The sequence below is a fragment of the Thiohalomonas denitrificans genome, assembly GCF_900102855.1.
In the GTDB taxonomy this organism is placed as follows: Bacteria; Pseudomonadota; Gammaproteobacteria; order Thiohalomonadales; family Thiohalomonadaceae; genus Thiohalomonas; species Thiohalomonas denitrificans.
This window is the reverse complement of sequence record NZ_FMWD01000004.1, coordinates 302,022-316,121: the sequence shown is the minus strand read 5'-3', so window position 1 is coordinate 316,121 and position 14,100 is coordinate 302,022. Positions and strand designations below refer to the sequence as shown.

General features: G+C 59.6%; 14 protein-coding genes. 11 read left to right on the top strand and 3 right to left on the bottom strand.

The window, feature by feature from the left end:
• Nucleotides 1-8: 8 nt before the first annotated feature.
• Together BLP65_RS08135 and murU are read right to left on the bottom strand one after the other, a co-directional pair.
• Nucleotides 9-1,442, bottom strand: a complete 1,434-nt coding sequence (locus BLP65_RS08135) for a glutamate-cysteine ligase family protein (RefSeq protein ID WP_092995179.1) — start codon at nucleotides 1,440-1,442, stop codon at nucleotides 9-11.
• A 139-nt stretch (nucleotides 1,443-1,581) separates the two neighbouring features.
• A complete protein-coding gene (gene murU / locus BLP65_RS08130) occupies nucleotides 1,582-2,253 on the bottom strand; it encodes an N-acetylmuramate alpha-1-phosphate uridylyltransferase MurU (RefSeq protein ID WP_092995176.1) in 672 nt (223 codons plus the stop codon).
• A gap of 213 nt (nucleotides 2,254-2,466) precedes the next feature.
• Between murU and BLP65_RS08125 the strand changes: the two genes are divergently transcribed.
• Nucleotides 2,467-2,910, top strand: a complete 444-nt coding sequence (locus tag BLP65_RS08125) for a tetratricopeptide repeat protein (protein WP_092995173.1) — start codon at nucleotides 2,467-2,469, stop codon at nucleotides 2,908-2,910.
• A gap of 71 nt (nucleotides 2,911-2,981) precedes the next feature.
• Here the strand turns inward: BLP65_RS08125 and BLP65_RS08120 are convergent, their stop codons facing one another.
• Complete coding sequence (locus BLP65_RS08120) at nucleotides 2,982-3,311, bottom strand: DUF4870 family protein (RefSeq protein WP_092995170.1); 330 nt, start codon at nucleotides 3,309-3,311, stop codon at nucleotides 2,982-2,984.
• A gap of 196 nt (nucleotides 3,312-3,507) precedes the next feature.
• Between BLP65_RS08120 and BLP65_RS08115 the strand changes: the two genes are divergently transcribed.
• From BLP65_RS08115 to BLP65_RS08070, 10 genes are all read left to right on the top strand, one after another.
• On the top strand, nucleotides 3,508-4,740 hold the full coding sequence (locus tag BLP65_RS08115) for an HPP family protein (protein ID WP_092995167.1): 1,233 nt from the start codon (nucleotides 3,508-3,510) through the stop codon (nucleotides 4,738-4,740).
• 130 nt (nucleotides 4,741-4,870) lie between these two features.
• Nucleotides 4,871-5,305 (top strand): c-type cytochrome, encoded by a 435-nt coding sequence (locus BLP65_RS08110; protein WP_092995164.1) that lies wholly within the window; start codon nucleotides 4,871-4,873, stop codon nucleotides 5,303-5,305.
• Between the two features lie 12 nt (nucleotides 5,306-5,317).
• On the top strand, nucleotides 5,318-6,724 hold the full coding sequence (locus BLP65_RS08105) for a cbb3-type cytochrome c oxidase subunit I (protein WP_092995162.1): 1,407 nt from the start codon (nucleotides 5,318-5,320) through the stop codon (nucleotides 6,722-6,724).
• A 459-nt stretch (nucleotides 6,725-7,183) separates the two neighbouring features.
• The gene (locus tag BLP65_RS08100) at nucleotides 7,184-8,803 is read left to right on the top strand and encodes a cytochrome D1 domain-containing protein (protein ID WP_245688274.1); all 1,620 of its coding nucleotides are present in this window, start codon (nucleotides 7,184-7,186) and stop codon (nucleotides 8,801-8,803) included.
• 91 nt (nucleotides 8,804-8,894) lie between these two features.
• Nucleotides 8,895-10,547, top strand: a complete 1,653-nt coding sequence (locus BLP65_RS08095; RefSeq protein WP_092995160.1) for a NapC/NirT family cytochrome c — start codon at nucleotides 8,895-8,897, stop codon at nucleotides 10,545-10,547.
• 113 nt (nucleotides 10,548-10,660) lie between these two features.
• Nucleotides 10,661-10,978: a plastocyanin/azurin family copper-binding protein gene (locus tag BLP65_RS08090; RefSeq protein WP_217631934.1), complete on the top strand. Its 318-nt coding sequence runs from the start codon at nucleotides 10,661-10,663 to the stop codon at nucleotides 10,976-10,978.
• Between the two features lie 5 nt (nucleotides 10,979-10,983).
• A complete protein-coding gene (locus BLP65_RS08085) occupies nucleotides 10,984-11,349 on the top strand; it encodes a c-type cytochrome (RefSeq protein ID WP_092995156.1) in 366 nt (121 codons plus the stop codon).
• Nucleotides 11,339-12,511, top strand: a complete 1,173-nt coding sequence (locus tag BLP65_RS08080) for a cytochrome D1 domain-containing protein (RefSeq protein WP_092995153.1) — start codon at nucleotides 11,339-11,341, stop codon at nucleotides 12,509-12,511. Before BLP65_RS08085 ends, BLP65_RS08080 begins: the two co-directional genes overlap by 11 nt.
• A gap of 47 nt (nucleotides 12,512-12,558) precedes the next feature.
• Nucleotides 12,559-13,659 (top strand): siroheme decarboxylase subunit beta, encoded by a 1,101-nt coding sequence (ahbB, locus tag BLP65_RS17190; RefSeq protein ID WP_245688273.1) that lies wholly within the window; start codon nucleotides 12,559-12,561, stop codon nucleotides 13,657-13,659.
• Nucleotides 13,653-14,099, top strand: coding sequence for an Lrp/AsnC family transcriptional regulator (locus BLP65_RS08070; protein WP_092995150.1), 447 nt, complete (start codon nucleotides 13,653-13,655; stop codon nucleotides 14,097-14,099). The genes ahbB and BLP65_RS08070 overlap by 7 nt, the downstream gene beginning before the upstream one ends.
• Nucleotide 14,100: the final 1 nt, after the last annotated feature.

Here is a 14,100-nt window from a genome sequence, read left to right as displayed (position 1 = left end):
CGTTCCTGTTAAATGGGCCATTCATGCACGGGCATTCCGCTGTCCTGGAGTTCCAGGTAACGCTCTACCAGTTCTACCATATCGCTGCCGGTCTGCTCGATATAGTTGCCCTGCCAGGCTGCTCCGGTACGACCGGTGCGGATCCGTTCCTCGATAATGCCCAGGTAGAGGTCGATATCGCCTGCAGTGCAGCCCGACTCCTCCAGCCCCTCTCTTGCCATTGGCAGAAGATGTCGACGGAATAGCTCCTGAAGCCTCCAGTTTTTGCCATCTAGCCACATGATGGGGGCATCGAGGCTGTGTTTGGCGGCGTTGTAGAAATTGTCGCGTGCCCTGGCGAAATCCAGCTTCACCTCCACGCCCCGCTCCTGCTCGGCGATAGTGGTCATCAAGCCGAAAAACAGCGCGGCATTGGCGATGCTGTCGATGACACTCGGCCCCGCCGGGACTACCCGGTGCTCGATGCGAAGGTGCGGTGTGCCATCTTTGTCGAACCCCACCAGTGGCCGGTTCCAGCGCCAGATTGTACCGTTCTGCAGTCTCAGATGGCTGAGCGCCTCCGGCCGCTCAGCCAGTTCTACCGGCAGCAGCATGGGATAGTGCTCCAGATTCTCCTGAAACAGCTCGAACATCGATTCGCGCACATAGCCGGAACCAAAGGTCACGCGTTTCAGCGGCCCGGAGGCGGCCCCTTCGATGCCTCCGATGTCGACCGCCTGCTCGAAAAGGGGAATGCGCGATTCCTGCCAGAGGCGCCGGCCGAACAGTAGCGGTGAATTGGCACTTGCCGCCACCATCGGCGCTGAAAGGATCGTTGCCACATTGAAGTAGCGTGCGGCCTTCTCCTGCGCCACCTGGAAATGGAGCTGGAAGGAGGTGGTGGCCGCCTCCAGCATGACGTCGTGGTGTTCGGTTCGCAGATGCTCCCGGCCCTGGATCTCGAGAATCAGGGCGCGGCCGCCCCGCAGGCGCATGACCTGCTCATTAAGTGCCTTGTAGCGCGTGAGGAGCGACATGTTGGCCAGGGTCAGCACCTCGTCGCGCACTGTCGGCAGGATGCCGATCATCGCCAACCGCAGCCCCATGGCGCTGGCCGTCTCCCGACAGCGGAGCCAATTGGCACTCAGTTCCTGATGCATGGCCCCGAGTGCATTGCCCCCGAGGGCCAGCGGCGTGCTGTTGAGTTCGACGTTGAACAGCGACAGCTCCGGGGTCACCAGCGCATCGGGGAGCTGCTGGAGAAAACGTACATTCTCGGGCGCCGGCTGGGCGGCGGCATCCACCAGCCACGCCTCGAGCTCAAAGCCGACGCTACCGTGGCGAGCCGAAAACCGCTGCTCGGCAAACCAGCGCCCAAGCAGGTCTGTCTCGGCCTTCAGCCTTCGGCGAAACGCCTCGAAATCATGCTTCTTGAAGCGGCTTCCCGAGATCTCCTGGCCCATGCTGTCTCTCCCGGTTCGTAGCTCCCTACAGAAGTGTCGTCGTTCCGACAGGCTCCTGGCCACAGAGAGCACGAGGCCACGGAGGAATGATCGTGATTACCCGGTGTTCTCTGTGGCTATCCAATCATTACCGGGACCGTCAGGGCGATTCGTTCTCCGCCATCAGCATCCGGTCCAGCTCAGCCAGTCGTTGCGGGGTCCCGATATCCATCCAGCGGCCGCGATAGTGTTCACCGCTGACCCGACCGGCCTTGATAGCGCGGCGCAGCAGCGGCGCCAGGGGAAAGGCACCCGGTTCACACCCCTCGAACAGCTCCGGGCGGTACACCCCGATGCCGGAGAAGGTGAGCCGTGCTCCCGAAGTGGTCACCCGGCCGCCATCAAGGGCGAAGTCTCCTCCATGATGATGGACGGGATTGTCCACCAGCACCAGATGGGCGAGGCCGTCCGGTTCAGGGGGCAGGCGTTCGAAGGGATAATCCGTCCAGACATCGCCGTTGACCACGATAAAGGGTCCGGGAGCCAGCAGGGGCAGCGCCTGCAGGATCCCGCCACCGGTCTCCAGGGCCGCGGCCTCGGGCGAATAGGTGATGGTGAGGTCATAATCGGAACCATCCCCCAGAACCGTTTCGACCCGGGAGCCGAGATGGGCGTGATTGATGACCAATTCGCTGATTCCGGCGTGTGCCAACGCTTTCAGGTGATACTCGATGAGGGCCATGCCGCCGGCCTGCAATAAAGGCTTGGGGGTGGTGTCGGTTAGCGGCCGCATGCGCTCGCCGCGGCCCGCCGCCAGGATCATCGCTTTCATACCGATTCCGCGGTGGATTTCGGCCCATCATCCGGCATCTGTCGCAGCGATCCAAGTCTGCTCGCGCATTACCTGACTTTTGTGCTAGGGTATTGGCAGCTAACGTCAATGGATTCCGGATCAGGCGCCCGCGAGTAGCCGGTGCAGTAGAATCTGCCTGATCGAAACAAATTCCGACTCATGAATATCCGAGAAACGACAGGGAGACCCCCCATGAATGCCAGCGAGAGCGAAAACATGAATCTGGATCTGAGCAGCGGTATCGCCGCTTTCGAAGGGAAACACTTTGCCACTGCCATGCAGCTTCTCTCTCCGCTCGCCGATGAAGGCGAACCGGAGGCGCAATACCGGGTGGCCATTATCTTCCAGAATTCACTGCTGGGCTCTCCCAATGAAGCCAGGGCAGCCGAATACATGCGGGCGGCGGCCGAGCAGGGGCACGCCATGGCCCAGCACGGACTCGGCTTCATGTACCTGGAGGGCGAGTGCGTGGAGCAGGATGAGGCGGAGGCGGTCAAGTGGTTCCAGAAGGCCGCCGATCAGGGGCTCATCGGCTCCCTGACGACCCTCGGTATGCTGTACCAGGAGGGGCGCGGTGTGGAGAAGAACGAGGCCAAAGGCCGGGAACTGCTGAAGCAGGCCGGCTTCGACTCGTGATCCTTGCCGGGGCGGGCGAAGGCCCGCCCCACTTGCTTTGGAGCAGTTTTACCCTTGAGCAGTCGGCCCCATTAAACCGCTTTGCCGTCCGAGAGGTTCAGCCAGCCTTTGGCGATGCGGTAAATCAGCCAAACGGCCGTTGCGAACAGGATGAGCAGGCCGACCCCGAATCCGGCAGTGAGCCCTCCCAGAAGAGACCAGAGAACGGTAAACCAGAAGGTGCGAATCTGCCAGCGGAAATGGCTGGCGAGCCAGGCGTCTGTTGCCTCACCGCGCTTCACATAGTCGAGCACCACGCCGACGATGAAGGTCACCGGAAACAGAAAGGAGAGGGCCTGCAGGGCATAGACCGCGGTGAGCAGTTTTTTCAGCGACTGGGTGTGTGCAGCGGTAGATTCCAATGAGCTACTCCATTCGGGGAGTTGAGTGATTTTCACGGCCGGCGCCCGGGACCGCGGAGCGGACCTGGAGGGGATGGCTCCGCCGGAGCGCACAACAATCCGACAAAAATTGACTCCAATCAAGGTGGTCAACGTTTTGCGCCGGGAAAATCCGGTGCCCCCTAACAACAAGGTGTTACCTCCAAAGGGATAGGTCATGCTCTCGCTCCCCCGCAGGCTCTTGCGCCACCTTGCTCCCGAGCCGGTTCAGGTCAGCGGCAATGAGATCGTCCGCAGCACGTTCGCCGCCTTCATCGGTATGCTGGCCGTTACCGGATTCAGCAGTTTCATGCTTCCCGCCTCGGCCCTGCCAGTCGTTGCAGCTTCCATGGGGGCCTCCGCCGTACTCACCTTTGCCCTGCCGAGCAGCCCGCTGTCCCAACCGTGGCCCCTGGTGGGTTCCCATATCATCTCGGCATCCATCGGTGTGGCCGCCTGCCTGTGGATTTCCGAACCGGTGCTCGCGGCGGCCGTGGCGGTTTCCCTGTCCATACTGGTGATGTTCCTGACCCACACCCTGCACCCGCCCGGGGGTGCTGCTGCGCTGCTGCCGGTTGTCCTCGGTGATTCCGTAAGAGAGGCCGGTTTTGCATTTGTTGTTGCCCCGGTAGCCGTCAACGTGTTCGTGCTGCTGGCAGTCGGGATGGCGATCAATATCCTTGTATTCGGTCGGCGCTATCCGGCCAAGCCCTACGAGCCTGAAAATCTCATTCACGATAGCGATGACCCGCCCTCGCTGGACCGCATCGGTATTACTCACGGGGATCTCCATCAGGCCTTGGTGGACCTCGATATCTATTTGGATGTGAGTGAAGAGGATCTCAATCGTATCTATCGGATGGCCGGAGCCCAGGCCTATCGGCGCCGTATGGGTGAGATCACTTGTCAGGACATCATGTCACGGGATCTGGTGACCCTCAGGCTCGATACCGATGTGGAAGAGGCCTGGTCACTGTTGCGTCACCACAAGCTGAAGGCACTCCCGGTCATTGATGAAGCCCGCCATGTCATCGGTATTCTGACGCTGGTGGATGTTTTGAAGCCAGTGGACTTGAAAACCTATCGCGGGTTCGATGAGAAGCTGATAACGTTCATTCGGCGCGCCCTTCCGGTCTCTTCCAAAGGGCCGCGCAGCGTGGGCGATATTATGGTGCGACCGGTACTTACCGTGGACTCGGATATGCACATCACCGAGGTGGTACCGCTGCTCTCGGATGCCGGCTATCATAATCTGCCCGTCGTCGATCGCGACTACCGGCTGGTGGGCATGATTACTCAATCGGATCTTATTGCAGCGCTCTATAACGGTTCCTTGCAGACCCAGGGGGAAACCGACGCCGCCCTGCAGAAGGTTTTCACCACGCCCTTGCGATCACCCGTCAATATCTGAGGGGAGGATCCCGACCAACCAGAAGAGCATCGGAGTCGTTATTCCTGACGATTTGACTCAGGTCAAGGCGAGCAGCCTCCGTAATATCGCTTAATAGCTTCACCGTCCATCATCCCGAAGGGGGCCTGTCATGAGTGAAACTTTCACCAAAAGCATGGCCAGGAACATTTACCTGGGGGGAAGTGTATTCTTCATCCTCCTGTTCCTGGCTCTATCTTTCGATACCGTCCAAACCCTGCCCGAACGCGACAACCGGCATAACATCACGCCATCCGTCGCTCTCGGCAAAAAGGTTTGGGAGGACAACAACTGCCTCGGCTGCCACACGCTGATGGGAGAGGGCGCCTACTTCGCCCCAGAACTGGTCAATGTCTATAACCGCTTCGGTGAGAGCAAGCTGGCCCTCAAGGCCTTCATCTCCGGCCGGCCTGTAGATGGCATCCCCGGGCGCCGCTCCATGCCCCAGTTCAACCTCTCTGAAGAAGAGCTCGATGGCCTGGCTGATTTCCTGAAGTACGCATCGGAAATCAACGCCGCTGGCTGGCCGCCGAATATCCAGGGCTAAGAGGGGAATCCTATGAAATACCAATCGCAATCCGTAGCAAAACCCTACTTTATCGCCGCCCTCGGTCTTTTCGTGGGGCAAATCATTTTCGGCCTGATCATGGGCTACCAGTATGTGGTCGGGGATTTCCTGTTTCCGGAGATTCCGTTCAACGTGGCCCGCATGGTTCACACCAATCTGCTGATCGTCTGGCTGCTGTTCGGCTTCATGGGTGCCTCCTACTACCTGGTACCGGAAGAGGCGGAGCGGGAACTGTATAGTCCCAAGCTGGCCCTGGCGCTGTTCTGGATCTTCCTGGTCGCCGGCGCACTGACCATCGTTGGTTACCTGGCGGTACCCTACGCCACGCTGGCCGAAATGACAGGCAATGATCTGCTGCCGACCATGGGACGCGAGTTCCTGGAGCAGCCCACGATTACCAAGATCGGCATCGTGGTGGTCGCCCTGGGCTTCCTGTTCAACGTGGGCATGACCGTGCTTACCGGCCGCAAGACGGTGGTCAATATCGTCCTGATGACCGGTCTTACCGGCCTGGCAGTACTGTTCCTGTTCTCCTTCTACAACCCGACCAACCTGGTACTGGACAAGATGTTTTGGTGGTGGGTGGTTCACCTGTGGGTTGAAGGCGTCTGGGAACTGATCATGGCCTCTATCCTGGCGTTCGTGCTGATCAAGACTACCGGCGTTGACCGCGAGGTTATCGAGAAGTGGCTCTACGTCATCATCGCCATGGCCCTGATCACCGGTATCCTGGGCACCGGCCATCACTATTTCTGGATTGGCACGCCGGAGTACTGGCAGTACCTGGGCTCGATCTTCTCCGCCCTTGAGCCGATTCCGTTCTTCATGATGACCGTCTTCGCCTTCAACATGGTGAACAAGCGTCGTAAGCAGCATCCCAACAAGGCGGCCGTACTCTGGGCGCTGGGTACTGCAGTAGTGGCATTCCTGGGCGCAGGCGTGTGGGGCTTCCTGCATACGCTCGCTCCGGTCAACTACTACACCCACGGCTCTCAGATCACCGCTGCCCACGGTCACCTGGCCTTCTACGGTGCGTATGTGCTCATCGTGTTGACCATGATCTCCTACTCCATGCCCTACCTGCGCTGGAACCAGTCCGCCGCGCCCCAGCGGGCACAGGTGCTGGAGATGTGGGCCTTCTGGCTGATGACCATTTCGATGGTGTTGATCACGCTGTTCCTTACTGCGGCGGGTATCCTGCAGGTCTGGATGCAGCGTGCAGCTGAGGAGCCGATGGCCTTCATGGTGGTTCAGGACAAGATCGCCCTGTTCTACTGGCTGCGTTTCGCCGCGGGATGGACGTTCTTTGGTGGCCTCCTTGTGTACGTGTCCAGCTTCTTCGTTAAGAATGAAGCACCCTCGGCCATCACGGATGAGGAAGTGACCGCTGCCGCGTAACACGCAGTAGCGTTGATGGAGGGGGGCTTCGGCCCCCCTTTTTCTTTGTACCTGAACTTCGCCTGGCGGCCGCCGACCGGGTGCATCCGCTGCCAGATCCCCCGGTTCAACGGGAACCCGAACCCACCAGTTGTTTTTATCCTTCTACTATTCTCCGATCACTCCTTCCCCTGCCAATGTTTCCAGCCGTTACCTAACTCCTTGAATGCAAGACGTTTGAAAACCGACAGGTTTGCTGAGAAAGTAATCCTGCGTTTTTTTTGATAATTGTCATTTTTAGTGCATATTTGAATGCGGCCCTATTTCGCCTGGTTGAAATTGGGTGCATTATGTAACAAACCTTTTATCCCTTGATTCAGATCAATGCTCGGAATCAAGAACAGGATTAAAACTGTCATACAGAGAAGAGGGGTATTCTCGCCAGTTAACACAACCCGACCGACCAAAAGGGGAACAACCATGCAAGTCCGCTTCGCACTATCCGCACTCAGCCTCGCAATGGGTCTGGCCGTCGCCGGCTCTGCCGCTGCTGCCGGCAAGCCTACGCTTTCCGAGGCTGATTTCGAAAAAGCCAAACAGGTTTACTTTGAGCAATGCGCCGGTTGTCACGGCGTTCTTCGCAAGGGGGCCACGGGCAAGGGCCTTGAACCCGCGGATACCCGCGAAAAGGGTCAGAAACGCCTGGAAAGGATCATCACCTGGGGTACCGAAGGTGGTATGAACAACTTTGACAATATCCTTTCCAAGGATGAGATCAAGTTGCTTGCCACCTACATCCAGATGGACGTGCCCGAGCCGCCGGAGATGTCGCTGGCGCAGATGAAAAAGCACTGGAAGGTCCACGTCAAACCGGAGGATTATCCCACCAAGCCGCTGCACGGCCGCAACTGGGAGAACTTCTTCGTGGTGATTGAGCGTGACGTCGGCAAAGTGGCTGTTATTGACGGTGACACCAAGGAGGTCCTGACCCATATTCCGACCGGCTATGCCGTTCACGTCATCAAGGCGCTGGAACACTCCACCGTCGAGGAGGCGGAGTATCCGGGCCGCTTCTGGTACACCCAGGGTCGCGACGGCAAGATGACCAAGATCGATCTCTGGCAGAAGCCTGAGAACATGCTGGTTGCCGAAAACAAAATCGCCTATGACGCACGTGACGTCGCGGTCTCCGGCGATGGCAAGTACGTAATCGGCGGCGGTTACTGGCCCCCGCATTTCGTCATCTCCGATGCCAAGACCATGGAGCCCCTGAAGGTGGTCTCTACGCGCGGCATCAACGTCGACGGCGAGTATGTGGAAGAGTCCCGTGTTGCCGCTATCTACACCACTCCGAATGCGCCGACCTGGCTGGTCGCCACCAAGGAGCTTGGTCAGATGTGGCAGGTCGATTACACCGATATCGACAACCTCCGTATCGAGCAGATCAATACCTCCAAGTTCCTGCACGACGGCTTCTTCGATCCGACTGGACGCTACTTCCAGATCGCGGCCAACGCCTCTAACCAGATGGTGGTGGTCGACTCGAAGACGCGGAAACTGGAAGCCATCATCGATACCGACAAGCTGCCCCATCCGGGTCCGGGCGCCAACTGGATCGATCCGAAGTGTGGTCCGGTAGGCGGCACCACCCATCTGGGTGTCGGCAAGGTCACCGTCTGGGGCAACGACCCGCAAGGGCATGCGGACCAGGCCTGGAAGACCTGCTACACGGTCAATACCGATGGTCCCGGCGTGTTTATCCGTACCCATCCGAAGAGCAAGTACGTCTGGGCGGATCAGACCAAACACCCGGAGCCGGAGGTTCAGCAGTCGGTCAAGGTTATCGACAAGAAGACCCGCAAAGTCGTGAAGACGCTTCGGCCGACCACGAAAGAGGGCCAGGCTACTGTCCATATGGAGTTCAACGCCGATGGCAGCGAAGTGTGGGTCTCGGTCTGGAACCTGTCTGACAGCAAAAAGGCCAATGGCGAAATCGTGATCTACGATGCGGAAACGCTCGAAGAGAAGGATCGCGTCAAGGGTCTCTACGCACCGACGGGCAAGTTCAACGTCCATAACCGGACCGAACACGTGACCTGATCGCATCAACTCCGGTTCACTCGAACAGGCGGGCTGAGGGAGCAGCCCGCCATTACCTAATCTACTGCTCGGCTGAAAGGAGAAAGGTGTGATGGCCCACTCGGAAAACAAGCGGCGGTTGCTGTCGCGTAAGGTACTATTCGGCGCGAGTATCGGAAGCGCCCTCTTTTTCATGATGCTTGGTGTGTTCTTCTGGGGTGGCTTCAACACCGCCATGGAAGCCACCAACACACTCGAATTCTGTATCTCCTGTCACGAGATGGAAGACACCGTCTACCAGGAGTACAAGGAAACCGTTCACTACAATAATAGGAGCGGTGTCCGTGCGGCCTGTTCCGACTGCCACGTTCCGGACCCGTGGGTCCACAAGATCGTTCGCAAGGTACAGGCCACCAAGGAACTCTGGGGCAAGATGACCGGAAGCATCAATACACCGGAAAAATTCGAGGCCAAACGCCTCCAACTCGCGATGAACGAGTGGAAGCGTATGAAAGGCAGCGACTCCCGGGAGTGCCGCAACTGCCACGACTGGTCCACCATGGACCCGGCAGGCCAGAAGAAACGTTCGCGTAGTCAGCACGTCTTCGCTATGGAACAGGGGCAGACCTGCATTGACTGTCACAAGGGCATCGCCCACAAGTCGGTCCGTGACCAGCTGAGTGAAGAACAGATTGCCGAGCTCGAGAAGCCCGATGCCTCCCATAGTCGTCCCCTGCCAGCCAGATGGGTGACCTTCCTGGCAGAAGAGGAAAGCCAGGGCCAGCAGGCTGCCAGCGCGCCAGCGGTTGCAGCCGCATCTGCACCGGCTGCAGCAGTACCGGCATCGTCCGGCAGCTCTGAGGGAATGCCCGACTGGGCTGCCGTTCCGGCGCGCCAGATCACGGTTTTCTATCCCGGACAGACCTCCATGGAGTGGGCGCTGAATGGTAGCCGCCACGGCGGAGCCCGGGTCTACGATAAAGCGGGAGACCGGTGCTTCGATTGCCATGAAGGTGAAGAGGCCGACATGGGCGCGAAGATGGTAAGCGGCGACAAGGCGGAAGAGACCCCCATTCCCGGCAAGCGCCCGGGCATACCCGTCGACGTCCAGGCTGCACACGATGGCGAACACCTCTACATGCGTTTCGTTTGGCCCGAGACCGAGCACTCACCGGTACCGTTTGTCGACGGTGGCAAGATGGACCCGGAAAACCCGGTCAAGCTGGCCGTGATGCTGTCCAATGACGATCCCGAACAAGCCGGCCAGGCCGGTTGCTGGGGCACCTGTCACCATGATGCCCGCTCCATGCCGGATACGCCCGACGGTGAACAGGTGACCAAGTACATCGCCGAAACGCGGACAGACATCTCCATCCGAAGCGAGCCGCGTGGTGGCTGGGATAAGCGCAAGAGCGATGAGGAAATCCAGGCACTGCTCGCCGACGGAACCTTCATGGATCTGCTCCGCTTCAACGCCGGCACCGGCGAATCCGAGGATGGCTATGTCTTGGCCGACCGGGTAATGGAAGGTGGACAGGGCGTGGAGTTCAGCGCCGAACAGCAGGACGGTTTCTGGGTAGTCACGATGAAGCGCAAGCTTGATTCCGACCAGCCCGGCGATCTGTCACTGGCCTCCGACCAGCTCTACAATATCGGTTTCGCCATCCACGACGACTACAGTGATTCCCGTTTCCACCACGTTTCGCTCGGTTTCAAGCTCGGGTTTGACAATCCCGGCGCCGAGATCAACGCGGTCGGGATGTAGAGGTTCCTCCGTGCCCAGGGATGGGCCCTCCTTTAGGTTCGCTTGATACAGATCATGGGAAAAAGGCGGAACAAGAGCGACAGTCGGTAAAACACCCAACCGGGGAAAATATCGTGCGTACATCTCGATACTGGATACTCCTCTCACTGCTCATCGCCGGGTCGTCACTGGCGGATACGGTTACCGTTGAAATCAAGGGGTACCAGTTCATCCCCGAAGAGGTAACGGTAAAGCCGGGCGATACGGTCCAGTGGGTCAACCGTGAGAAGCGCCAGTACCACAGCGTCTGGTTCGAAGAACTGGGCGAACCGGAGTCGGATTACTTCTTCCCGGGCGAGAGTACCTCCCGCCAGTTTACGCAGGTAGGCAGTTTTCCCTACCGTTGCGGACCCCACCCGGAGATGACCGGGGTGGTCAACGTTGAGGAGTAGAGTACATGAGACTTGCTATAGCTCCCGAACCTGGACGAAGCCGTTGGCATGCCGTCGCCGTCGCCATCACGCTTCTGTTCCTGACGACCACTTCCGTAGCGGCCATTGAACCGGATGGCGAGCGCAAGGACGAACTGATCCATCTGCTGCAGCACGACTGCGGCTCCTGCCATGGAATGACGCTGAAGGGCGGGCTGGGTCCCTCCCTTCTCCCGGAACAGCTTGAAGACAAGTCGGCGATGATGTTGCGCGCCACCATCCTCATCGGTCGGGCCGGGACACCGATGCCGCCATGGCAGGGCATTCTTTCCGAAGAGGAAGTCGACTGGCTGGTTGGCAGACTGCAAGAGGGGATCTCCGATGCGCATTGACCAACTGCTGGTCGCAACGGTTCTGACGGTCATGCTGACGGGCTGTGCGGCCCCACGGGCAACCGGCGATCTCGGTGTGGTCGTGGAGCGCGCTTCGGGCAGTCTGACCCTCGTTGAAACCACTAACCAGACACTGTTGCAACGCATCGAGGGCCTCGGCGATCTTTCGCACGCCTCGGTGGTGTATTCGCGGGATGAGCGTTTTGCCTATGTCTTCGGTCGCGACGGCGGATTGACCAAGGTCGACATGTTGAGCGGCCGCATCGCCGGGCGGACCATTCAGTCCGGCAACAGTATCGGTGGTGCCATCTCCCAGGACGGGAGCCTGGTTGCCGTCTCCAACTACGAGCCCGGCGGGGTCAAGGTGTTTGATGCCGACACCCTCGAACTGGTCGTTGATATTCCCGCAACCTATGGTGAGGAGGGGCAGCTATCCAAGGTGGTCGGGCTGGTCGATGCCCCCGGACAGCGTTTCGTCTTCAGCCTCTTCGAGGCTGGAGAGATCTGGGTGGCGGACCTGAGTCAGCCGGACAAGCCGCAGATCACCCGATTCAAGGATATCGGCCGCGAACCCTACGACGCACTTGTTACCCCGGACGGGCGCTACTACATCGCCGGGCTGTTTGGAGAGGATGGCCTTGCAATGCTCGACCTGTGGCATCCCGAACAGGGTGTGCGCCGCATTCTTGACCATTACGGCCGCGGGGAACAGAAGCTTCCTGTCTACAAAATGCCGCACCTGGAGGGCTGGGCCATTGCCGGCGATTACGCCTTCGTACCGGCAGTGGGTCGTCACGAGGTGTTGATCGTTGATGTCGGCACTTGGCAGGAAGTGGATCGCATCGAGGTCCACGGCCAGCCGGTTTTCGTCATGGGACGCCCTGATGGGCGCGAGGTCTGGGTCAACTACGCGTTCCCTGACAACGATACGGTGCAAATCATCGATACCGCATCGTTCCGGATTGCCGAAACGCTGAAGCCGGGCAAAGGCGTCCTGCACATGGAGTTCACTCCCCGGGGTGAACACCTGTGGATGTCGGTGCGCGACGAGGATGTCGTCCGGGTCTACGACACCAGGACGCGGCAGGAAATTGCCACTCTGCCGGCGGAAAAACCCAGCGGTATCTTCTTCACCGCACGGGCGCACCGGATCGGTCTCTGAGAAACGCAGCCACCAGGGGAAAGCCAATGCTACTTCCGGAAACGAATGTGAGCGAAATCGAGAGTGCGTCCCTGGACCCGCTGGAGCGTCACCTTCTGAATGATTTTCAGCGTAACCTGCCCCTGGAGCCCCGGCCTTTCCAGCGCATGGCCGAGCAGCTTGGCACCAGCGAGGCGCGTGTTCTCGAATGCCTGTCCCTTCTGAATCGGGACGGCCGTATAAGCCGCGTAGGTCCGGTGTTTCGACCCCATTCCGTGGGAACCAGCACACTCGCCGCAATGGCAGTTCCCGGTGAGCGGCTCGATGAGGTCGCCCTCCTCATCAATCAATACCCGGAAGTCAACCACAACTACGAGCGCGAACATCGAATCAATCTCTGGTTCGTGGTGACCGCGCCGGATGAGCCCCATCTCCAGGAGATTCTGAAGGACATGGAGCTGCGTACAGGGCTGCCCGTAATCTCACTTCCGATGCTCGAGGCCTACCACATCGACCTGGGTTTTAGCCTGCAATGGGGCGTCGGCAACAGCGCAGCGGAAGCGAGCCACCCATCCGCTCGGCAGGCACCTTTTCATCCCGGCCCCGGCCCCGGTCTCGGAAAAGCGGAGGGAGCCATTGAGTCCGAGTTCGATCGGCGACTGGTTGCCACCATCCAGCAGGGGCTGCCGCTCGTTGCACAACCGTTTGCCGAGATCGCAGAGCAGGTAGGGCTGGACGAACGGCAAGTCATCCGGCGGTTGCGGGAGTGGCTGGCCAACCGCGTGATCAGTCGTTTGGGCGTAATTGTCCGACACAGGAGACTGGGCTATCGGGCCAACGCCATGGTGGTCTGGGATGTGCCGGATGACAGGGTGTCACAGTTGGGCCGTTGCATGGGGCAGTACGATTTTGTCACGCTCTGCTACCAACGCCCGCGTCGGCTACCCGAGTGGCGTTACAATCTTTTCTGCATGATCCATGGACGGGATCGGGATACGGTCATCGAGAAGGTCGAGTGGCTGGTCCAGCAGTGCGATCTGCAGGACATACCGCATCGCCTGCTTTTCAGCCGGCGCAGTTTCAAGCAGCGGGGGGCGCACTATCAGCGTTCGGATGCTGCCGACCACGGCACCGTCGCCTCCAGGCAGCGGGAGCTGGCATCATGCTGAACGAGCTGGATCGTCGCATCATCAATGAACTGCAGCGTGGTTTTCCGGTTTCGGAGACCCCCTATGCCGACGTTGCCGGTCGGCTGGGAACGACCGAGGCCGCATTGCTGGCGCGACTGCAGCAGATGCTGGATGACGGCATCCTGACCCGCTTCGGCCCGCTCTATCATGCCGAGAAGATGGGAGGAGGACTGACGCTGGCGGCCATGGCGATTCCCGCAGCCGATTTCGAGTCGGTGGCGGAGAGCGTCAACGGATTTCCGGAGGTCGCTCACAATTACGCTCGTGACCATCGCCTCAACATGTGGTTTGTGCTGGCCACGGAATCTCCCGAGCGCATCGGGGAGGTGATTGCGGAGATAGAGCAGCGGACGGGATATCCGGTGTATAACATGCCCAAGCAGGAAGAGTTCTTCGTCGGCCTTCACTTCGGGGTGTGAG

Coding starts and splice junctions, on each gene's coding strand:
- BLP65_RS08135 (WP_092995179.1), bottom strand. CDS start 1,442: ATGGGCCAGGAGATCTCGGGAAGCCGCTTCAAGAAGCATGATTTCGAG.
- murU (WP_092995176.1), bottom strand. CDS start 2,253: ATGAAAGCGATGATCCTGGCGGCGGGCCGCGGCGAGCGCATGCGGCCG.
- BLP65_RS08125 (WP_092995173.1), top strand. CDS start 2,467: ATGAATGCCAGCGAGAGCGAAAACATGAATCTGGATCTGAGCAGCGGT.
- BLP65_RS08115 (WP_092995167.1), top strand. CDS start 3,508: ATGCTCTCGCTCCCCCGCAGGCTCTTGCGCCACCTTGCTCCCGAGCCG.
- BLP65_RS08110 (WP_092995164.1), top strand. CDS start 4,871: ATGAGTGAAACTTTCACCAAAAGCATGGCCAGGAACATTTACCTGGGG.
- BLP65_RS08105 (WP_092995162.1), top strand. CDS start 5,318: ATGAAATACCAATCGCAATCCGTAGCAAAACCCTACTTTATCGCCGCC.
- BLP65_RS08100 (WP_245688274.1), top strand. CDS start 7,184: ATGCAAGTCCGCTTCGCACTATCCGCACTCAGCCTCGCAATGGGTCTG.
- BLP65_RS08095 (WP_092995160.1), top strand. CDS start 8,895: ATGGCCCACTCGGAAAACAAGCGGCGGTTGCTGTCGCGTAAGGTACTA.
- BLP65_RS08085 (WP_092995156.1), top strand. CDS start 10,984: ATGAGACTTGCTATAGCTCCCGAACCTGGACGAAGCCGTTGGCATGCC.
- BLP65_RS08080 (WP_092995153.1), top strand. CDS start 11,339: ATGCGCATTGACCAACTGCTGGTCGCAACGGTTCTGACGGTCATGCTG.
- BLP65_RS08070 (WP_092995150.1), top strand. CDS start 13,653: ATGCTGAACGAGCTGGATCGTCGCATCATCAATGAACTGCAGCGTGGT.